The 21,179-nt window shown below is 40.9% G+C and carries 17 protein-coding genes; 4 read left to right on the forward strand and 13 right to left on the reverse strand.

The genetic code is table 11. The annotated features are described in order from the left end of the window. Nucleotides 1-5: 5 nt before the first annotated feature. From tpiA to pyrC, 12 genes are all read right to left on the reverse strand, one after another. The gene (gene tpiA / locus T432_RS0103310; protein ID WP_028884169.1) at nt 6-800 is read right to left on the reverse strand and encodes a triose-phosphate isomerase; all 795 of its coding nucleotides are present in this window, start codon (nt 798-800) and stop codon (nt 6-8) included. Between the two features lie 72 nt (nt 801-872). Beyond that, entirely contained in the window at nt 873-1,385 is a 513-nt protein-coding gene (locus T432_RS0103315; RefSeq protein ID WP_028884170.1) for a GNAT family N-acetyltransferase, read from the reverse strand. Then, nucleotides 1,385-2,362 (reverse strand): NAD(P)H-quinone oxidoreductase, encoded by a 978-nt coding sequence (locus T432_RS0103320; RefSeq protein WP_028884171.1) that lies wholly within the window; start codon nt 2,360-2,362, stop codon nt 1,385-1,387. Before T432_RS0103320 ends, T432_RS0103315 begins: the two co-directional genes overlap by 1 nt. An 11-nt stretch (nt 2,363-2,373) precedes the next feature. Then, nucleotides 2,374-3,369, reverse strand: coding sequence for a peptide ABC transporter ATP-binding protein (locus tag T432_RS0103325; RefSeq protein ID WP_028884172.1), 996 nt, complete (start codon nt 3,367-3,369; stop codon nt 2,374-2,376). Further along, on the reverse strand, nt 3,359-4,426 hold the full coding sequence (locus tag T432_RS0103330; protein ID WP_014111079.1) for an ABC transporter ATP-binding protein: 1,068 nt from the start codon (nt 4,424-4,426) through the stop codon (nt 3,359-3,361). The genes T432_RS0103325 and T432_RS0103330 overlap by 11 nt, the downstream gene beginning before the upstream one ends. A gap of 14 nt (nt 4,427-4,440) precedes the next feature. After that, entirely contained in the window at nt 4,441-5,394 is a 954-nt protein-coding gene (locus T432_RS0103335) for an ABC transporter permease subunit (RefSeq protein ID WP_014111078.1), read from the reverse strand. A gap of 11 nt (nt 5,395-5,405) precedes the next feature. Next, nucleotides 5,406-6,431 (reverse strand): ABC transporter permease subunit, encoded by a 1,026-nt coding sequence (locus T432_RS0103340; protein WP_028884174.1) that lies wholly within the window; start codon nt 6,429-6,431, stop codon nt 5,406-5,408. A gap of 131 nt (nt 6,432-6,562) precedes the next feature. Further along, nucleotides 6,563-8,167: an ABC transporter substrate-binding protein gene (locus tag T432_RS0103345; protein WP_028884175.1), complete on the reverse strand. Its 1,605-nt coding sequence runs from the start codon at nt 8,165-8,167 to the stop codon at nt 6,563-6,565. 23 nt (nt 8,168-8,190) lie between these two features. Beyond that, a complete protein-coding gene (locus T432_RS0103350; RefSeq protein ID WP_028884176.1) occupies nt 8,191-9,789 on the reverse strand; it encodes an ABC transporter substrate-binding protein in 1,599 nt (532 codons plus the stop codon). A 127-nt stretch (nt 9,790-9,916) separates the two neighbouring features. After that, the gene (locus T432_RS0103355) at nt 9,917-11,434 is read right to left on the reverse strand and encodes a fumarate hydratase (RefSeq protein ID WP_028884177.1); all 1,518 of its coding nucleotides are present in this window, start codon (nt 11,432-11,434) and stop codon (nt 9,917-9,919) included. Between the two features lie 24 nt (nt 11,435-11,458). After that, on the reverse strand, nt 11,459-12,151 hold the full coding sequence (locus T432_RS0103360; protein WP_028884178.1) for an O-methyltransferase: 693 nt from the start codon (nt 12,149-12,151) through the stop codon (nt 11,459-11,461). Then, nucleotides 12,144-13,220, reverse strand: a complete 1,077-nt coding sequence (gene pyrC, locus T432_RS0103365) for a dihydroorotase (protein ID WP_028884179.1) — start codon at nt 13,218-13,220, stop codon at nt 12,144-12,146. The genes T432_RS0103360 and pyrC overlap by 8 nt, the downstream gene beginning before the upstream one ends. Before the next feature lie 65 nt (nt 13,221-13,285). Here pyrC and T432_RS0103370 point away from each other — a divergent pair, with 65 nt between their 5' ends. Both T432_RS0103370 and T432_RS0103375 read left to right on the forward strand, forming a co-directional pair. After that, nucleotides 13,286-13,579: an SWIB/MDM2 domain-containing protein gene (locus T432_RS0103370; RefSeq protein ID WP_028884180.1), complete on the forward strand. Its 294-nt coding sequence runs from the start codon at nt 13,286-13,288 to the stop codon at nt 13,577-13,579. A 135-nt stretch (nt 13,580-13,714) separates the two neighbouring features. Next, entirely contained in the window at nt 13,715-15,928 is a 2,214-nt protein-coding gene (locus T432_RS0103375; RefSeq protein ID WP_028884181.1) for an NADP-dependent isocitrate dehydrogenase, read from the forward strand. 67 nt (nt 15,929-15,995) lie between these two features. Here the strand turns inward: T432_RS0103375 and T432_RS0103380 are convergent, their stop codons facing one another. Further along, nucleotides 15,996-17,840: a polysaccharide biosynthesis protein gene (locus tag T432_RS0103380; RefSeq protein ID WP_028884182.1), complete on the reverse strand. Its 1,845-nt coding sequence runs from the start codon at nt 17,838-17,840 to the stop codon at nt 15,996-15,998. Nucleotides 17,841-17,925: 85 nt separating this feature from the next. Here T432_RS0103380 and T432_RS0103385 point away from each other — a divergent pair, with 85 nt between their 5' ends. Further along, complete coding sequence (locus tag T432_RS0103385; RefSeq protein WP_028884183.1) at nt 17,926-19,776, forward strand: acyltransferase family protein; 1,851 nt, start codon at nt 17,926-17,928, stop codon at nt 19,774-19,776. Next, nucleotides 19,773-21,080: a polysaccharide deacetylase family protein gene (locus tag T432_RS0103390; protein ID WP_028884184.1), complete on the forward strand. Its 1,308-nt coding sequence runs from the start codon at nt 19,773-19,775 to the stop codon at nt 21,078-21,080. The genes T432_RS0103385 and T432_RS0103390 overlap by 4 nt, the downstream gene beginning before the upstream one ends. Nucleotides 21,081-21,179 lie beyond the last annotated feature (99 nt).

The raw sequence follows: 21,179 nt of genomic DNA on the forward strand, positions 1-21,179 counted from the left end.
CTCTTTTAAGATGCGGCATCTATTATGCTCAAAAATTCTTCAGCATCTAGTGAAGCACCACCAACTAAAGCTCCGTCTACACAATCAAGACTAAATAGCTCTCGAGCCTGATCCGCCTTTACACTACCGCCATAAATAATGCGAACGGGTGAACCCTCTTGCCCAGTCACAGATTGAATCTGACGTCTAATGTGCGAGTGCATCTCAAAAATCTGCTCACTTGTGGCAATGCTTCCCGATCCAATCGCCCAAATAGGTTCATAAGCAAAAACGCATGACCTAATCAAATCAGGCCCTACTTCAAGAATCGGCTGAAGCTGAATGTCAATATTATGTAATGCTTGACCAGCTTCACGCATTTCCTTACTTTCACCTAAACAAACTATAGGAGTTAGTCCCGCAGCAACAGCTATACGGGCTTTATCGGCTACTGAAGCAGCAGTTTCGAAATGCGTTGCTTTTCGCTCGGAATGACCAACTATTACCCACTTACATCCTAAATCTGTAAGCATCTGAGCTGAGACATCACCTGTATGAGCACCGTTTTCGTAAACACTTAAATCCTGTGCACCAAGAGAAATCGGATCAAAAGCCTCTTCCGCTTCTAAAGCTAAAATATCGCGAATTTGCTGAAGATATGGAAACGGCGGGCAAACTACGACCTCTTGTTTTATAGGTAAAGACCACAATGATATCCCATCTAAAATAGAAAGCATAAGAGAATGGTTAGCTTGAATGCTACCATTCATCTTCCAGTTTCCTACTATAAGAGGTATTGTAAGTTTAGTACCCGATTCCATAATAAGTTTTTTAAAATTAATCTATTATTTTAAAAGCTTTGTATAAAAAAAGCTAGATTTTGCCCTTATTACTTATAAAATTTGTGGGGTAAATTGCATATGCATAAGAACAGCTGTTGGACCGTAGGAAGAGAGATTGAAAGCGGGGGCATTGCCAACTAGAGGGCGGAAGCCATAGCGATCCCACAGTTTGTCAGCTCCATGCACAGCCACAAGATAAGCATCAAGTATCCCCATTTGGGTGGCAATGCTTACCTCATTATCCAATAGTTGCGTTGAAATTCCGCGACCACGGTAATCAGGCGACACAACCATATCATGCAAAAACAAGACCATTGGGCCATTTGAAGACTGAGGCTTTGAAACAAGCTCTCCCAAACTAGGAAGATTAGGAATTGAGTCTACAATCGCCAGTAAGTAAGCGACTATGCAAGCATCATCCTCTATAACCCAACAATGATCTGGGCTATGCTCAATGCGGGATGCGAAAGTCGCTGCACTCTCGTGCAAATAATCAGGATAAGCGATATGCTGTAGAGCCAGTATATCGTCGATATCTTTTAGTGAAGCATTACGAAGCAGCATCAGAAGAATAAAACGATTTTACCGATATGTGCCCCTGATTCCATATAGGCATGAGCTTGTGCAGCCTCTTCAAAGGGGAAAACCTTATCCACTACAGGTTTTACGCTACCGTCCGCAAACAAAGGCCACACACGCTCCCGAAGCTCAGAAGCAATTTTCGCCTTATATTCTATGGTTCGAGGCCTTAGTGTTGAGCCCGTAAGAGTGATGCGCTTGCGCATTAGTGAGCCGCTGCTAATTTCCGCCCTACTTCCGCCAAGCTGCGCGATTATTACTATTCGCCCATCCATAGCAGCACATTTGATATCGCGATTAATATATTCGCCGCTAACCATATCTAGAATTACGTCAACACCACGGCCATCAGTTAATTGCATAATTTCTTCGACGAAATCTTCGCATTTATAGTTGATCCCTTTCGCAGCACCCATATCCTCAACGGCTTTAACTCTATCATCTGAGCCAACGGTGGCATAAACATCATGTCCTAAGGCAGTCGCTATTTGGATAGCTGAAGTTCCAATACCAGACGCACCACCATGCACTAATAAACACTCAGATTCTTTAAGCCTACCGATATCAAAAACATTGGACCACACAGTAAAATAAGTTTCTGGCAAACTAGCCGCCTGCACAAAATCAAGACCATCAGGAAGCGGCAAGCAATTCGAAGCAGCAACCTTGCAATATTCCGCATACCCACCGCCTGGAGTTAATGCACACACATGGTCGCCAATCTTAAAATCGGTACCTGACACATCTCCATCTACAATAACTCCTGCGACCTCAAGGCCAAGCAAATCTGATGCACCCTCAGGAGGTGGATAAATACCTTTTCTTTGAAATATATCGGGCCTATTTACGCCAGCTGCCTTCACTTCGATGAGGACCTCGCCCGTATCCAAGGTTGGCAATGCTCTCGCCCCTATCCTTAGTACATCTGAACCACCAGGCTCAGTTATTTCAACAACCCTCATCTCTTTTTTCATCAAACTTCTCCAGCAAAGTGACAGGCAACCATACTACCTTCTACATCACGCAACTGTGGCTCCTCTTTTGAGCAAATCGGCTGTGCATGCGGACAACGCTTATGAAACGAGCAGCCAGAAGGTGGATTTATCGGGCTTGGAAGCTCACCAACAATCTTAATCTGCTCATATCTTTTTTCAGGATTCACCGAAGGCGTTGCAGAAAGTAGTGCCTTAGTGTATGGATGTTTTGGAACTGAGTAAATTTTCTCTTTCGGAGCTATCTCTACTGCCTTACCCAAATACATAACAAGAACATCATCAGCCATATGTTCTACAACAGAAAGATTATGGGAAATAAAAATATAGGCTGTATGCAATTGCTCCTGAAGATCCATAAATAGATTCAAAACTTGAGCTTGAATCGATACGTCTAAAGCTGAAGTAGGTTCATCTGCGATTACAATTTTCGGATTCAATATCATTGCTCTAGCGATGGCAATGCGCTGTCTCTGTCCACCTGAGAACATATGAGGATAACGATAGTAGTGCTCAGGTCTAAGACCTACGACCTTCATGATTTCATTTACACGCTCGCGTCTTTCTTTTGAATTCATGTCAGTATTGATAAGTAACGGCTCAGTAAGCTGTTCTCCAATCTTGCGACGTGGATTTAACGAACCGTATGGATTCTGAAAAACCATTTGAACTTTCTTACGCATACGCTTAATTTGGGATGCATTCTGAAAATCTATTTTTTCATTATCTACCCACATCTCACCAGTTGTAGGATGTTCAATCATAGTCAATTGACGTGCAAGAGTCGATTTACCCGAACCTGACTCACCCACTACAGCAAGAGTTTTTCCTGCTCTAAGTTCGAAGCTAACACCATTTAGAGCTTTCACGGTAGCATTGCCACGGAAAAGACCAAGCCCAACTTCATAAAATTTAGCTAGGTTTTCAACCTTAAGGACAACTGGGGTTTGAGTATCTTGTGTATTATTATTTTGCATGATTCACCCCATTATAAATAGCATCAATTGAATGCGTATCGCTTGACTCATTTTTCCTCACATCTATGAGAGGCTTTATACATCGCACAACGCGATTAACACCGTATGTCAGCGGCACTTTATGGTGGAGGCAATTTTCTTCCACATACGGACATCGCGGCGAGAGCAAGCAGCCCTTAGGGCGGTCATATTGACCAGGCACAATACCTGGCAATGTTTTAAGCCTTGCAGCACCTTGACTCGCCTCTGGGATAGAAGCTAGAAGTGCCTCCGTGTAAGGATGAGCTGGATGATAAAAGGTCTCAGGAACGTCTCCTAATTCCACCTCTTGCCCTGCATACATAACACAGACTCTATGAGCAATTTCAGTGATTACGGCAAGGTCGTGAGTAATTAGAATTAGGCCCATATGATTTTTCTTTTGAAGATTAATGAGCAACTCCATAATCTGAGCTTGAATCGTTACATCTAAGGCAGTGGTCGGCTCATCGGCAATAAGCAATTTAGGTTCGCAAGCAATGGCCATGGCAATAGCAACGCGTTGAGACATCCCACCTGAGAGCTGATGTGGATATGCTTCAAGACGAGATTCAGGCTCTGGAATTTCTACAATCTTCATAAGTTCGACCGCACGATTATGTAGAGCTTTGCCTTTGAGACCCATATGCAGCTTGAGTACTTCTTTAATTTGAAAACCTACTGTATATGATGGATTAAGGGCCGTCATTGGATCTTGGAAAATCATGGCAACATCTTTACCGATAATTTTTCTGCGATCCTTATTACTGATATTTAACATATCGTGACCGTCAAACCTAATTCGATCTGCCGTAATATGACCCTGATTTCCAAGCAAACCCATAAATGCCATCATAGTGACAGATTTACCTGAACCTGATTCACCTACAATCCCAAGAATCTCACCCCGATTCATATTTATGCTTAGTCCGTCAACAGCAAAAAAAGGCTTTTGTTCGGTACCAAAGCGAACAGAAAGATTTTCTATATCTAACAATAATTCTGATGATAAGTCTGAAACTGAATTTTCTTCTGACATCTCTAATTCCTAATTTATGCTGCTTCTTTTAATTTAGGATCAAGTGCATCACGCAAACCATCACCCATAAGATTTATGGCAATTACAGTTAATAAAATTGTTAAACCTGGAAATGTGACTACCCACCAAGCTCGAGAAATATAATCTCGTGCTGTAGCCAACATAGTCCCCCATTCTGGAGACGGTGGTTGAACACCTAATCCTAAGAATCCAAGAGCCGCAACATCAAGTATCGCAGAGGAAAATCCTAGAGTTGCTTGGACAATAATTGGTGCCATACAGTTTGGAAAGACAGCTACAAACATTAATCTAAAGATGCTTGCACCTGAAAGTTTAGCTGCAGTTACGTAGTCTTTATTTAATTCACTAATCACTGAGCCTCTCACAAGTCTGATATATCCAGGCAGACCCACCACAGCGATTGCTATCATGGCATTAACGATACCAGGTCCCATTATGGCCATAATTGCAATTGCAAGAAGGACAGATGGTAGAGCCATCATAATATCAGCAAAACGCATAATTAGTTTGCCGAGATATTTAGGATAAAAGCCCGCAAGAAGTCCTAAAATTACACCTGGTATCAATGTAAGGATTACCGCACTGATACCAATAAATAATGAAAGTCGCCCACCATGAATAATTCTTGAGAGAATATCTCTACCTGCTTCATCGGTACCAAGAATAAATTTCATAGATCCACCTTCTTGGAAGAATGGTGGTTGAAGCATATGGTCTCTAAATTGTTCAACTGGGCTATAGGGAGCTACGTAAGGAGCAAATATAGCCAACAAAATCATAAGTAACAAAAATATAAGACCAATAACAGCACCCTTATTTTTAAAAAAGTGATGCAAAAAATCTTTCAATGGCGAAGGGTAATCAAACTTTGAACGATTCTCATCGATATCCGCCTGTACTGCAGCTCTAATATCAGCTACTTCTGCACTCGTAGTATTATTTGACATTCTTATAACTCCTACTTCGCGTGTCTCATGCGTGGGTTCACTATTCTATAAACCACATCGATCAATAAATTTACGATAATAATTAATATGGCTACAATCAATAATCCATTTTGGACTACTGGATAGTCCCTCCGGAATATTGAGTCTACAAGCCATTTACCTATACCTGGCCATGAGAAAATTGTTTCTGTTAGAACAGCTCCACCAAGTAGGGTACCAATTTGAAGACCAATAACTGTAACCACAGCAATTAGGGCATTTCTAAGCGTATGAACAAAAATTACTCGACGTGGTGAAAGTCCTTTTGCTCTAGCTGTGCGTACATAATCCTCGCCCATCACTTCTAACATAGATGATCGTGTCATACGAGAAATTACGGCAAGAGGTATTGTTCCTAAAACAATTGTAGGAAGAATTAAATGATGCACGGCATCCCAAAAAGCACCATCATTAAATTCATCTGTTCTCTCAGCCAAGAATGCGTCGATTAACATAAATCCAGTCACTGGTGGCACATCATATATCAAATCTATACGTCCAGAAACTGGTGTCCATCCCAAATAACTTGAGAAGAACATAATAAGCATTAGGCCCCACCAGAAAATAGGCATTGAATAACCAGTAAGAGATAATCCCATAACACCGTGGTCAAAGATTGATCCACGTTTTACTGCAGCCAACACCCCTAAAAGAATACCGAAAAAAGTTCCAAAAAGAAGAGCCATTAAACCAAGTTCTAATGTGGCTGGAAATAATGCAGTAAATTCCTGCCATACACTAGTACTAGTCACAAAGGACTTACCGAAATTTCCTGTAAATAAGTCACCTAGATAATTGAAATATTGAACATAAAGGGGTTTGTCTAATCCTAGGCGCTCTATCATACTTTGATAGACTTCGGGATCCGCAGAACGTTCACCTAAGGCGATTTGTACTGGGTCTCCAGGAATTGCGTGAATTAGTAAAAAAGTGAGAAGTGTAATAGCAAAAAATGTGGGGATTAGTAGAATAATCCTCCTGATTAGAAATGCAAACATCAGGTAAATCCAAAAAACTAACGCCGATAAGTATACCGCCTCAAAGTAGAAATATAGACTACCTTGAGGCGTATTAGGTGTAATTACCTATATAAAAAAAGTGTAAAAATAAGTAAAGAATCTAGAATTTCTTATTTCTTAATACTTACACCGTTAAACTCAAATGCACCAAATGGGCTGATTTTAAAGCCTTCAACATTTTTGCTCATAGGCACACTTACGATTGAAGTTGCAATTGTTGAGCTTGGTGTTTGTTCATGGAAAATCACTTGAGCTTTTTCGTACAACTCAGTACGTTTAGCTGTATCTGTAATAGAACGAGCTTCTGTGATTAACTTATCAAAATCAGCAAAGCAGAAACGTGCATAGTTAGAGCCGCCTACTGAATCGCATGATGCTAAGTTACCCAACCAGTTATCAGGGTCACCATTATCCCCTGTCCAACCAGCCATCACGATTTGGTGTTCACCGTTTTTAGCTCGTTTAAGATACTCACCCCATTCATATGTTTTAAGTTTAACTTTAACGCCAATCTTAGCCCAGTCAGATTGAACTAATTCACCCATTAAGCGACCATTTGGGTTATAAGGACGTGATACTGGCAATGTCCAAAGTTCTACTTCAAATCCATCAGGATAACCAGCTTCTGCCAATAGTTTTTTAGCCCCTTCTACATCGTAGTCACGAACCTTAACATCTTTATTAAATGACCATTGAGTCTCTGGCATAAGGTTAGGAACTGGCTGACCTTGATCTGCATATACTGCATCGAGGATAGATTTTTTGTTTAAAGCCATATCCAATGCGATACGAACTTTTGGATCTGTGAATGGTTTTTTCTCAGTGTTGTATGCAATATAACCTACGTTAAATCCAGGGCTTTGCATAACTTTAAGCTTATCATTCTTTTGAAACTCAACCACATCTGTTGGTAGAGGTTGAGACATAATATGACATTCACCAGCTTTTAGTTTTTGAGCGCGAACTGATGGGTCTTTTGTGATAGCGAAGATAAGATTATCCACTTGAGGCATATCATTTTTGTCCCAATAGTCTTTATTTGCTTTGTAGCGAATTTGTGCATCTTTTTGATAGCGAACAAAAACAAACGGACCAGTACCGATAGGGTTTTGGTTAATTAGTTCAGGTTTACCTTGTTTAACTAATTGCTCTGCATACTCTTTTGAATTGATTACAGCAAAAGCCATGGCTAATGTTTGAGTAAGAGTTGCATCAGGTTTATTTAGGGTCATCTTAACTGTGTAGTCATCAACTTTTTCCACAGTTTTGATGATTTTGTCTAAAGACATATCTGTGTAGTATGGGAAATTAGCTGGATATGCTTTATTAAAGAAATTGTCTTTATTAGCTAGACGATCAAAAGTGAATACTACGTCATCTGCGTTAAATTCACGAGTTGGTTTAAAGAAATTGTTTGAATGCCACTTCACACCTTTACGTAGTTTGAATGTGTAAACAAGACCATCTTCAGAAACTTCATAGCTTTCAGCCAAACCAGGACCTGATTTAGATTCTCCACGTGGGAAAGAAAGAAGGTTATCGAATACGTTACGGCCACTCGCATCGTTATCTGTACCAGCAGTGTATTGAGGTGTATCAAAGCCAGCTGGGCTACCCTCAGAACAGTAAACTAAAGTACCACCAGCTGCACTGGCAATGCCCGTAAATCCCATAAGAATAGAAGTTAAAAGGGCTTTTTGAGATATTTTTTTCATATGTATCCTCCGTTAAGAAAAAATTATTTAAGGCTTACGCCAGTGAATTGAGTAGCTCCAAATGGACTTATTTTAAATCCCTCAACATTTTTACGCATAGGTGCGTTAATAATTGAGGTGGCAATGTTTGTGGTAATCACATTTTCGAAGAAAATTTCCTGAGCTTTTTGATATAGCTCCGTGCGTTTAGCTACATCGATTTCCGAACGAGCTTGATCTAGTAGGTCTTGATATTCTTTGACGCAAAGTCGAGAATAATTACTACCACCAATAGCAGAGCATGAAGAAAGATTGCCCAACCAGTTATCAGGGTCACCGTTATCCCCTGTCCATCCAGACATCACGATTTGGTGATCACCCTTTTGAGCTCGTTTTAAGTATTCGCCCCATTCGTAAGTTTTAAGTGATACTTTAACGCCAATTTTAGACCAATCTGCTTGTATGAGTTCGCCCATAAGACGTCCATTAGGGTTATAAGGTCTTGATACTGGCAATGTCCAAAGTTCAATATCAAATCCATTAGGATATCCAGCTTCCGCTAGAAGTTTTTTAGCTCCTTCCACATCATATGGACGATTTTTTATCTTATCGTTATAGCTCCACTGAGAAACAGGCATCAAGTTAGCAACTAGCTCACCTTGTCCTTGGAATACAGATTTAAGAATTTCTTCTTTATTAATAGCCATATCAAGGGCTTTACGAACACGAACATCATTAAGCGGCTTTTTCTCTGCGTTGTAAGCGAGGTATCCAACATTAAAACCAGGTTGTGATAAAACGGTTATATTGGCGTTTGACTTCATTTTGCTTACATCAGCTGGCAATGGTTGTGCCATAATATGACACTCTCCTGCAAACAACTTCTGTGCACGTACAGATGGATCCTTGGTAATGGAGAAAATCAAATTATCCACTAAAGGCATATCATCCTTATTCCAATATTCTTTATTAGCTTTATAACGAATTTGAGAATCTTTTTCGTATCTTTGGAAGATAAATGGACCAGTCCCAATTGGAGCTTGATTAATCATCTCAGCCTTACCGTCAGCTAACAATTTATCTGCATACTCTTTTGAGTAAATACTTGCAATAGGCATCGCAAGAGTTTGTATCAGTGTAGCATCAGGTTTATTAACGGTAAGATTTACGGTATAGTCGTCTACTTTTTCTACCGATTTAATAATCTTATCTAAGGCCATATCCGTGTAGTAGGGGAAGTCTACTGGATAAGCTTTATTAAATGGATGGTTTTTATTGCTTAATCTCTCAAAAGTGAATACAACATCATCTGCATTAAACTCACGTGTAGGTTTGAAATAATTATTTGTGTGCCACTTAACGCCTTTGCGTAATTTAAAAGTAATAACTAGACCATCTTCAGATACTTCATAACTTTCAGCTAATGCAGGAACAGCCTTTGTTTCACCGCGAGGAAACATAAGTAAGCCATTCATCACACTATGCGAAGATGCATCAAAATCAGTACCAGCTGTGTACTGAGCCCCATCAAAACCAGCAGGACTACCCTCGGAACAATAAATCAAAGTTTTTCCTGCTGCATGAGCATAAATACTGCACAATGCAATAACAGTCGAAACAAACAATTGACTTAATTTATACAATTAATAATCCTCTCTTTAAGAAAGTTAAACAAAAAAAATCACTAAATTTAATAAACTTAGTGATTTAATTTTATAGAAAGAGAGGTGTGGTGCAACTATGAAAAACCCTTAAGAGGTTTATAAAGCTTCATGATTTCTTAAGATCCTCTATCTTTAAAGACCACATTTTCGGACCAGTTGTATGGACAGACTCACCGTTTGAATCCACTGCTACAGTTACAGGCATATCTTTGACCTCAAACTCATATATAGCTTCCATACCGAAATCTTCAAAACCCACAACCTTAGCTTTACGAATAGCTTTGGATACTAAATACGCAGCTCCACCCACAGCAATTAAGTACGCAGATTTATGATTTTTAATACTCTCTATTGCAACAGGGCCTCTCTCCGCCTTACCAATCATTGCGATTAGGCCAGTTTTGCTAAGCATAGTGTCAGTAAATTTATCCATGCGAGTCGATGTAGTTGGACCCGCAGGACCTACAGCCTCATCACCTACAGGGTCAACGGGGCCTACATAATAAATTACGCGATTAGTAAAATCTACTGGCAATGTTTCCCCTTTTGCAAGCATCTCTTGAATTCGCTTATGTGCGGCATCACGTCCAGTAAGCATTTTGCCCGACAATAGCAGTGTTTGACCAGGCTTCCAGCTAGCAACTTCCTCACGAGTTAACTCATCAAGATTGACTTGTTTAGATTTATTATAGTCTGGAGCCCACTCTACATCTGGCCATAAATCTAGAGAGGGAGCTGGTAAATCAGCAACCCCTGAACCATCTAAAACAAAATGAGCATGACGAGTAGCGGCGCAGTTCGGAATCATTGCCACAGGTTTGGAAGCGGCATGAGTAGGGAATGTGCGAATTTTAATATCTAGGACAGTAGTCAGACCGCCCAAACCCTGAGCTCCAATTCCAAGCGCATTCACTTTCTCGTAAAGCTCAATACGAAGCTCCTCTAGCTTGTTCTTAGGGCCACGAGAAAGCAACTCGTACATGTTGATATCTTCCATAAGAGATTGCTTGGCCATAAGCATAGCTTTCTCGGCCGTACCTCCAACACCAATACCTAATATGCCAGGCGGACACCAGCCAGCACCCATTGTTGGAACAGTTCGCAAAACCCAATCAACGATATCATCACTTGGATTTAACATAGCAAATTTGGATTTATTTTCAGAGCCTCCGCCTTTAGCAGCGACCTCAACTTCAACAATCGATCCAGGAACTAGCTCCACATTCAAAATACAGGGCGTATTATCTTTTGTGTTTTTACGCTCAAAAATTGGATCGTCTAGCACTGACATTCGCAGTTTATTTTCTGGATTCAAATAACCGCGACGCACGCCCTCATCGCAAGCCTCCTGCAATGTGCCTTTGAGCTCAAAACGCACATCCATGCCGACTTTCATAAAAACATTTACAATGCCTGTGTCCTGACAAATAGGTCTGTGGCCCTCCGCACACATACGCGAATTTGTGAGAATTTGGGCAATCGCATCCTTCGCTGCAGGGCTCTCCTCGCGTTCGTATGCACGTGCGAGATGTTGAAGATAATCTTGTGGATGATAATAACTAATAAACTGAATCGCATCCGCTATGGACTGCACTAAATCAGCTTCTTTAATAATTGTGGACATGAATAACTCCTGAATAAGCCCTAATTATAGCGATTTGACGACTGTAATCGCAAAGCCGTCCCAGCCCTTATGCCCTATCGTTTGTAAAAGGGTAGAGTCAAATCTCGTATCATCGTGCAGCATCTGCAAATATCGCCTAATGCCTCGTATATTGGGTGGGCGATCAGTTTCCGTGACCACCTTCCCGTCGCGAACCATATTATCTGCTACGATTATTGTGCCTTCGCAACACATGGGCAAACACTTCGTAAGATAGTCGGCATTATGTTCCTTATCTGCATCGATAAATATAAGATCAAAGGGCTCTCCGCCTTCAGAGATAAGAATATCAAGTGTCTCAAGTGCACGCCCTTCTACAAGCCGCACCTTATCTTGCACTTGAGCAAGGGCAAAAGTTTTATGGGCAATTTCAATAAATTTAGGATCGAAGTCAAGAGTTACAATCTGCCCTTGAGGTGGCAATGCCATGGCCATCCATACGGTACTGTATCCCGCCAAAGTCCCTATTTCCAACACTCTCCGAGCCCCCGACATACGCACCAAAAAATTTAAAAATTTACCGTGATTTGGAGGGACATTTATCGCAGGAATTGGCAATGTTCTGTGAAACTCCAGCACTTTTTCCATCACCTTATCCTGATCATTTTGATGAAGCTTATCAAAAATTAGGTCATCGACTTGATCGGGTAGCTCTGATTCAAGCACACGACTACGCATGGTCGGCAACCCTCCACAATAGCTGCTCTCCCGCACCTAATGGCACAAGTTTCTGTCCATCAATGTCTAGTTCTTGTGGAATGTTTGCAGAGTCGCTCTGTGTAAGCTTCTCGAGCACAATATATTCATTATTTGGTGAGAGCCCATAAAAAGCAGGCCCATGCAAGCTTGCAAAACCCTCTAGTTTATCTAGAGCATTATTCTCCTCAAATGCTTTAGCGTAAAGAGCCATCGCATGATATGCAGAGTAACAGCCAGCACAGCCACAGGCAGATTCCTTGCGATCCTTCGCATGTGGAGCACTGTCTGTACCGAGGAAAAAGCGAGCATTGCCACTAATAGCGGCATCAATTAAGGCTTTGCGATGCTTCTCTCTCTTCAGTATGGGGAGGCAATAATAATGCGGCCGCACTCCTCCCACAAAAATAGAATTTCGATTGTAAAGAAGGTGTTGCGGTGTAATAGTCGCAGCAATCCCCTCCTCTGAATCCCGCACGTACTGGGCTCCTTCGCTTGTCGTTATATGTTCCATCACTATCTTCAATGCTGGCAATGCTTTCCGTAACGGTATCAGTACACGGTCAATAAAAACAGCTTCGCGATCGAAAATATCGATTTCAGGGTCCGTCACTTCTCCATGAACAAGCAGTGGCATGCCCAACTGCTGCATTTTCTCAAGTACCTCCGTGCAATTTGCTAGCAAATCTGTCACACCCGCATCGGAATTAGTGGTCGCACCAGCTGGATAGAGCTTAAATGCATATACTTGACCAGATTCCTTAGCTTTTATAACTTCTGAAACTGCAGTGTTGTCTGTAAGATATAGTGTCATTAGCGGTTGAAACCTGCCTTCAAGACCAGCCTCCTCAGCCGCTTTAAGAATGCGAGTTTTATAAGCAAGTGCCAAATCAACTGTAGTAATTGGGGGTTGCAAATTTGGCATAACTATTGCCCTAGTAAATTGACGGGCCGTATGCGGCAAAACTGCACTCAGCATAGCCCCGTCACGTAGGTGTAAATGCCAATCATCGGGTCGAATAATTTTCATTGAATTAGTTATTTCTTGCATTTTTAAATTAAACTCAAATAGAATTAATGTTAAATCTAATTACTATTTTAAGTAGGGAAAATTTTATGAGCACTAAAACCAAAGCAAAAACTGATGAAAAATCTTCAGCAAAAAAAGTAAATTCTGCATTTATGAAACCACTTACTCCGAGCAAAGAACTTGCAGCAGTAGTTGGAGATAAACCACTTCCACGTACAGAAGTTACTAAAAAAGTTTGGGAATACATCAAATCTAAAGATCTACAAGATTCTGCAAATCGTCGCAATATTAATGCAGACGACAAACTTCGTCCAATCTTCGGTAAAGATCAAGTAAACATGTTCGAGATGACTAAGCTAATCAGCGCTCACTTGAAATAATTTCACATTTATCTTGCTGAGTCTCGGATCTGGGTTGCTTCTGGATTCGAGACTTTTTTCATGTCCACTTAAAATGCACCGATTATGAGAGAGTGTAAAATAGGCGTATTCATTTCCACAAATATACTTTCCAAAATGACAACTACCATCTCATATACATTCACAGATGAAGCTCCGATGCTGGCCACTCATTCTTTTCTTCCAATCGTTAAAGCATTTACATCAGTTGCAGATATTAAAGTTGAGACAAAAGATATTTCATTGGCAGGCCGTATTCTTGCGGTTATGGGCGATTATTTAAAAGACGACCAAAAGACGGCCGATGCATTAGCGGAATTAGGCGAACTTGCGGGCAAGCCTGAGGCAAATATTATTAAACTTCCAAATATCTCAGCTTCCATTCCTCAGCTTAATGAGGCAATCGCAGAGCTGCAAAAGCAAGGGTTTGCATTGCCAGATTATCCAGCTGAGCCTAAAAATGATGAAGAGAAAAAAATTAAATCTCTTTACGCTAAGGTATTGGGATCTGCTGTAAATCCAGTTCTTCGCGAGGGCAACTCCGATCGTCGTGCTCCAAAAGCGGTTAAAAATTACGCCCGCAAAAATCCTCACTCAATGGGTATTTGGAATGCAGATTCTAAGACAAAAGTCCTTCATATGAACGAAGGGGATTTCTACGCGAGCGAAAAATCTTTGACACTTGAAGAAGCGAGCGATTTTGCGATTGTTCACGTTGCACACGATGGAACAAAAACTGAGCTACGCCCTAGTGCGAAGCTTGAAGCTGGGGAGGTTTTGGATTCTTCAGTTATGAGCATGGAAGCTCTGAAAGCATTTGTACGTGAGGCTAAAGAAGAAGCGGCCCGTGAAGGTGTTCTTTTCTCAGCTCACTTAAAAGCAACTATGATGAAAGTTTCAGATCCCATTATTTTCGGTGCAATAGTTGAAGTTTATTTTGCGGACGTATTCGAAAAATTTGCGGATGTTTTTGATGAGCTAGGAGTAAATCCAAATAACGGCTTAGGCGAACTATTTGCGAAAATCGAAGGCCATGCAAAAGAGGCAGACATTAAAGCGGCTATCGAGGCGGCGATCGACGAAGGCCCAGACATTGCCATGGTAAATTCGGATAAAGGAATAACAAATTTACACGTGCCCTCAGATGTAATTGTGGATGCTTCCATGCCTGCAATGATTCGTAGCTCGGGCCAGATGTGGAACAAAGATGGAAAATTGCAAGATACCTTTGCGTTACTACCAGATAGAAGTTATGCGGAGTTATATAACGTCGTAATTGAGGATTGCAAACGCAACGGTGCCTTCGATCCAACCACGATGGGCTCTGTTCCAAATGTAGGACTTATGGCGAAGAAGGCCGAAGAATACGGCTCTCACGATAAGACATTCCAAGCTACGGCTGATGGCGTGATTCAGGCTGTGGACTCAAGCGGTCGTGTTTTGCTCGAGCAAGAGGTGCGCGCTGGCGATATTTATCGCATGTGTCAGACTAAGGATGCACCAATTAAGGACTGGGTAAAATTGGCGGTAAATCGTGCTCGACTTTCTGAGACTCCTGTTGTGTTCTGGTTAGATGATGCACGTGCTCATGATCGCGAAATAATTGCGAAAGTGCGTAAATATTTGGCTGATCATGATACGACTGGTTTGCAGATTGAGGTTATGAGTCCTGTGAATGCTATGGAATTCTCTCTTGAGCGCATTCGTAAGGGCGAGGACACCATTTCCGCCACTGGCAATGTTCTCCGTGACTACCTAACTGATTTATTCCCAATTCTTGAGCTCGGTACATCCGCTAAGATGCTTTCAATTGTGCCGCTTATGAACGGTGGCGGCCTTTTTGAAACTGGTGCTGGTGGCTCTGCCCCTAAACATATCGAGCAATTTATTGAGGAAGGCTATTTGCGTTGGGATTCGCTTGGGGAATTTCTTGCTTTGCAAGCATCGTTAGAGCATATCGCGAACACAAGCGATAATAAAAAAGCTCAGATTTTGGCAGATGCTTTAGACGAGGCAAATGCACAGTTTTTAGATAACAACCGTTCCCCAGGACGCAAATTAGGCACTATAGATAACCGTGGTTCGCATTATTATCTTGCGATGTATTGGGCTCAAGCTTTGGCAGATCAAACTGAAGATGCGGAAATTGCTTCTAAATTTTCTGAGATTGCTGCGAAATTGGCTTCTGCTGAAGAGCAGATAAATAAGGAGTTAATCGGTGCACAAGGGTCTGCTCAGGACATCAGCGGTTACTATAAACCTGATCCTGAAAAAACTACTCGTGCGATGAGACCTTCAGAGACATTAAATCAAATTATCGACGCAATTTAGTTTGCGTTTTGGGGCCGTGCGGTGTGCGATGTGCAGTTTGCGTTGTGCGGTGTGCGATGTGCGGCCCTTAATTCGTAGACGGATTATATTCAGGAATCCACTCTTTTAATTGCTTGCGCACCTCCTCATCCGTACGTGCATCACTTTCAGAAATCCATTCCTCAAACCGCTTTATCAATCCCTCTGCTGTAGGTACTGTTTTGGCAATGCGCAGTTTCCCATGGGATGTTGCTGATGTAGTTTCCTCATCTGCCATAAGCTCTTCGTAAAGTTTCTCGCCTGGCCTTAAGCCCGTGTACTCAATAGCAATTTGATCCTCAGTAAATCCAGATAACCGAATCATATTTTTTGCTAAATCAACAATCCGCACAGGCTTACCCATATCAAGCACAAATACTTCACCGCCCTGCCCCATAGTCGCCGCCTGTATTACTAGTTGTGCAGCTTCTGGAATAGACATAAAGTACCGATTGATTTCAGGATGCGTGACGGTTATAGGCCCACCTTTTTGGATTTGCTTTTGAAACTTGGGAATAACACTTCCGGTGGAGCCGAGAACATTGCCAAAGCGGACCATATTAAATGTAGTTGTTTGGCCATGAAATGTCTGCATGCGTTCAAGTAGCTTTTCAGCAAGGCGTTTCGTAGCACCCATTACATTAGTAGGATTGACGGCCTTATCGGTGGAAATGAGCACAAACCGACGAACCCCCGTCTCTACCGACACCTTCGCTAAATTATAAGTGCCGAAACTGTTATTGCGAATTGCTTCAAAAGCATTTGAAACTTCCATAAGAGGCACATGCTTATATGCTGCCGCATGGAACACAAGGCTTGGGCGATGCTGCTCAAAAATGGCCTTCATGCGAGCATAATTTTTTACATCCGCTGTCAAAGGAATAATCTGCGTCTCGCAGCAGTTATCACTAAACCACTGCTCAATCGTATAAAGGGCAAACTCCGAGAGCTCGACTAGAACTAGCTTTTGAGGCTTATACTTTGCAATCTGACGGCATAGCTCGCTGCCAATGGACCCGCCCGCACCTGACACGAGCACACACTTATTAGAAATAAGCTCCGAAATATTCGCTGTATCAAGCTCAACAGCATCGCGGCCAAGTAGGTCTTCAATATTCACTGGCCTCATCGCATTAATTGCAACGCGCCCACTCATCAAATCCTCAAGATTTGGGACCGTAAACACAGCAGCACCCGCATTTAAAGCGATATTCGTGACATTTTGCATAACATCATGAGCCGCCGATGGGATGGCAATGATTACGTGTTTCGCCCCATACTCTTTCAGAGATTGGGCAAGATCCTTAGTGCTTCCAACGACTCGTCTGCCAAGCAACTCTAGTCCCAGTTTGCGTTCATCATCATCAAGCAAGGCCACGACACGCCAAACGCTTGAGCGATCGAGTTCTCGCATAAGCATGATACCTGCCTCTCCAGCTCCAACAATGATTACGGGCTTAGCTTTTGAGTGTACGGTATAAATTTTGCGATATTCATTTATTGCTCGCCAAGCGAAACGAGCTCCACCCATTATAAAAACTAGCAATAGTGGATATAGTACAAAGATGCTACGTGGAATCTCGGCTGAATTGTGGAAAATAAAAGCTTTTATTGTTAGAAGGGATATGAGAGAAATTGCAGCGACTTGAATGGTTCGATAAATATCATTCAGACTTGCAAATACCCATATTCCTCGATGCAAGCGAAGCAGCCTACAGGCTATAAGATGAATTAAGAGAAGTATAAATAATGGATAAGAAATGGGTTCATATAAACGAATCATTTCTAAATCGAAATTAAATCTCAGTGAATATGCCAGAATCCATGCTACTACAACAGCTGATAAATCAAATGCTGTGATTACGATAGACCTTGTTTTTAAATTAAGAATCATGAGAATCTAAGCCGATACGTAAGAAAATATTACGATTTTACTAAAGTTAATTTTATAATTAAACGTTTTATAGTTTACTATCCGCATGAGCAAAGCTATTCGTTATGACATTCAATTACTAAGAGCTGTGGCTGTAGTAGCCGTTATGCTCTTTCATATGGACCGCGAATTTCTGCCCGCTGGCTTCTTAGGTGTCGATATATTCTTTACGATTTCAGGATTTGTAGTTACGCAAAGTCTGTTACATAGAATTAAGAAAGGAATGGCTGAAAATCCCCAATTTTCTTGGAAGGACAAATTACGAATTTTTTGGGGATTTATGGTGAGTAGGGCTAAGAGGATATTGCCCGCTTACTACTTTGTATTGCTTGTTGTTACGGTCACAGCAATAATCGTATTTACGGAAACTGACTTTGGCTTTTATCGCAGAAGCTTACGTGATGCTTTGTATTTTAATAGCAATGTCTTTTTTCAAAATTTTGGTGATTATTTTGCACCTCAATCAACTGAACTCCCACTATTGCATACTTGGTCTCTTGCTGTAGAGATGAAATTCTACTTGCTTTTGCCACTAGTTTTTATGATAGCAGGACGCAAATGGAGTCCGTTTGTTTTAGGTTTAGTGTTTGTTGGACTCATGGCTCTTATTTCTTATCAAGAGGATACTAAATACTATTACCTATATTCGAGAATACCAGAGTTTTTGATAGGCGTGGGCATTGCCATAGTGGGCACATGTAGATGGAGTCGAGGGCTGCGATGGATGCTTGCTTTGGCAGGAATTGGCGTTGTGTTTTGGTCTTTCTTTTTTATTAAAGAGAGTTCAATTCCTGGGATTTGGATGCTGCTGCCATGTGCGGCCACGGCACTTGTTATATGGGCTGATATTGGTTTAAGTCGTGGGCTTTTGGTCAGGGCTCTGAGTTATGTGGGTGATATTTCCTACTCATTATATTTGTGGCACTGGGCGGTGCTTGCATTTATACGATATATTTCTTCAAATTATGAACTAACAAGCGGATTGGTGCAGTTGTATTTTGGTCTGTCTGTTGGGCTTAGTATTCTTTCATATCACATAATCGAGCAACCTTTTAGAAAATTTAAAACGAATAAGATTTTGCTTGCATACTTGATTGTAATGCTTGGTATCTTGATTACACTTCTTAGCATAATCGGTAAAAATTTTAATAACACTCTAGTTAAACCACTTCCTATAGAATTAAGGCGTTATGCGGATCCTGATACGATATGTCATGATGCTATTGTTGGAGATTGTATTAGAGGTGACCAAAACTCATCTCACCGAATATTAGTTATAGGTGATTCGCACGCAGCTCAACTAAATAAAGCTTTTGATGAGATAGGCTTGCGTAAGGGAGTAGCATTTAAAGTACTAACAGCTAGTAACTGTATTCCTATTGAGGGTTTTGATATAGAAAAAATTCCTGAATACTCCCAGGATGAGTGTTCCAAGAGAATTGATATTGTTAAAGAAGAAATAAACTCTCAATTTGACCAAATTATAATAGCAGGTTTTTGGAGCTATCAGCTAGACGACGATTTTATAAAAACCTTTAAAGATTTTTTGCAAAGAGTTAATAATTCAGGAAAGAAGGTAATTTTGCTCGCTCAGACTCCTTTATTTCCTTCTAACACAGAAAGAATCGATAGGTTTTTTGCTCTTAAACTCGATCCTAAAACTGATTTTCACAATAGTCACAAAGTAGCTAATACTAAGCTAAAAGCTTTGGTAGATTCTAATTTACAAAACATTTACGTTCTTGATTTTAGCGATGATGAGATGTTTAAAGACGCTCCTCATTATGGAAATAAACTTATTATCTTTGATGGCGAACATCTCAATGAGTTTGGTAGCTCTTTATATGGGAAAGTAATCGAGAATAAAATTCTAGAAATTTTTAGAGATAAAAAGTGACAAAATGGCTTGAGCTTATTCTTAAGGAGAGATATGGATTCGATGTAATTATCGATGAAAAAAAAGACTCTTTGGAAATAAGTTTGCCTTCTAGTGATAAGAAAATTATCTTTACCCATCTAGATCCTGCATTCAAAAAAAATGGCATAAATGATTCTATCGGACTTGATTGGTGGTCCGCTTCCAGTGAGGGATTTAAGGGAGCAGTGGAGGATGCGTTAGCATTGCCAACCTCAATGGGGTTTAAGGGACCTTTAGTATGCATTGAAGGGAATATTGCTTACGTAAGCTTCGATATTCTGGGACTTGCGTATTGGATGATGAATAGGCTAGAGGAAATCGGTGATGTGCCAAGGGATAGGCACGGTCGATTTAAAGATGAGAATTGTCACGCAGTACGATATAACTATCATCTGCGACCTATAGTAGATGAATGGCTTGATATATTAAGACAAATCATGCTGCGAATGTGGCCAGGTCTTGAATTTAAGCGGCACGAGAGTTCTATTTTTATTTCGCATGATATAGATCTTCCAAGCAAATATGATTTTATAAATTGGAAGAATTTTGCAAAATCTTATGCGATTGCAGCTGCGAATGGAGGCTTTAGATTTCGGGAATTTTTGCGTCGTAATCCTCGGTCTAGCTGTGAATTAACTGCGGGCGATCCATTTAATACTTTTGATTCCTTGATGGATCGTTCTGAGAAGCTTGGTACTAAGAGTGCTTTTTATTTTATCTGTGGAGGTCGAAGTATATACGATGCTACATATAGCATTAATGATCCAAAAATAAAGTCTTTATTAAAACATATTCATAATCGCGGACATGAAATTGGTTTGCACGCAAGTTATAAAGCGACAGATATTGATGGTGCTATTGGGTGCGAATTTCAGAAGCTTCGTACAGTATGCGATGAACTTGGCATTACGCAGGAGATTTGGGGCGGGCGTACTCACTATTTACGATGGAAGCAACCTGGGACTTTGAGAGAGATCGAGTCAGCGGGATTGGATTATGATTCCTCTTTAGGTTATTTACGACACGTAGGGTTTAAATGTGGGACTGCTTTTGAATATCCTGCATACGATGCGGGACGAGGGAGTGGGCGTGAGCGTGGGGTTGGGCTTGGAGCGATTTTGAATTTGAGGCTAAGGCCGCTACATGTTATGGATTTAAATTTACGCAGAGAGAGCGTACGGGGTGAATTAGAGAGCGTAATTACAAATTCTAAAATTGTGGGAGGGGTGGTAGGTATTTTGATTCATAATAATAATTTTAAGTTTAATGAATTGATTTTATGAATTTTAAAAATATGTTTCGAAACTTATCCTCTATCCCAGCTCAGCTAATTCTTTAAATTACACAGTTACTGGCATCCATTCAAGGTGGACCCAAGACAT

The sequence above is a fragment of the Taylorella asinigenitalis ATCC 700933 genome (genome assembly GCF_000687755.1).
GTDB classification, from domain to species: domain Bacteria; phylum Pseudomonadota; class Gammaproteobacteria; order Burkholderiales; family Burkholderiaceae_B; genus Taylorella; species Taylorella asinigenitalis.

Coding starts and splice junctions, on each gene's coding strand:
- T432_RS0103375 (WP_028884181.1), top strand. CDS start 13,715: ATGACAACTACCATCTCATATACATTCACAGATGAAGCTCCGATGCTG.
- T432_RS0103315 (WP_028884170.1), bottom strand. CDS start 1,385: ATGCTGCTTCGTAATGCTTCACTAAAAGATATCGACGATATACTGGCT.
- T432_RS0103370 (WP_028884180.1), top strand. CDS start 13,286: ATGAGCACTAAAACCAAAGCAAAAACTGATGAAAAATCTTCAGCAAAA.
- pyrC (WP_028884179.1), bottom strand. CDS start 13,220: ATGCAAGAAATAACTAATTCAATGAAAATTATTCGACCCGATGATTGG.
- T432_RS0103330 (WP_014111079.1), bottom strand. CDS start 4,426: ATGTCAGAAGAAAATTCAGTTTCAGACTTATCATCAGAATTATTGTTA.
- T432_RS0103380 (WP_028884182.1), bottom strand. CDS start 17,840: ATGATTCTTAATTTAAAAACAAGGTCTATCGTAATCACAGCATTTGAT.
- T432_RS0103325 (WP_028884172.1), bottom strand. CDS start 3,369: ATGCAAAATAATAATACACAAGATACTCAAACCCCAGTTGTCCTTAAG.
- tpiA (WP_028884169.1), bottom strand. CDS start 800: ATGGAATCGGGTACTAAACTTACAATACCTCTTATAGTAGGAAACTGG.
- T432_RS0103360 (WP_028884178.1), bottom strand. CDS start 12,151: ATGCGTAGTCGTGTGCTTGAATCAGAGCTACCCGATCAAGTCGATGAC.
- T432_RS0103335 (WP_014111078.1), bottom strand. CDS start 5,394: ATGTCAAATAATACTACGAGTGCAGAAGTAGCTGATATTAGAGCTGCA.
- T432_RS0103355 (WP_028884177.1), bottom strand. CDS start 11,434: ATGTCCACAATTATTAAAGAAGCTGATTTAGTGCAGTCCATAGCGGAT.
- T432_RS0103340 (WP_028884174.1), bottom strand. CDS start 6,431: ATGTTTGCATTTCTAATCAGGAGGATTATTCTACTAATCCCCACATTT.
- T432_RS0103345 (WP_028884175.1), bottom strand. CDS start 8,167: ATGAAAAAAATATCTCAAAAAGCCCTTTTAACTTCTATTCTTATGGGA.
- T432_RS0103385 (WP_028884183.1), top strand. CDS start 17,926: ATGAGCAAAGCTATTCGTTATGACATTCAATTACTAAGAGCTGTGGCT.
- T432_RS0103320 (WP_028884171.1), bottom strand. CDS start 2,362: ATGAGGGTTGTTGAAATAACTGAGCCTGGTGGTTCAGATGTACTAAGG.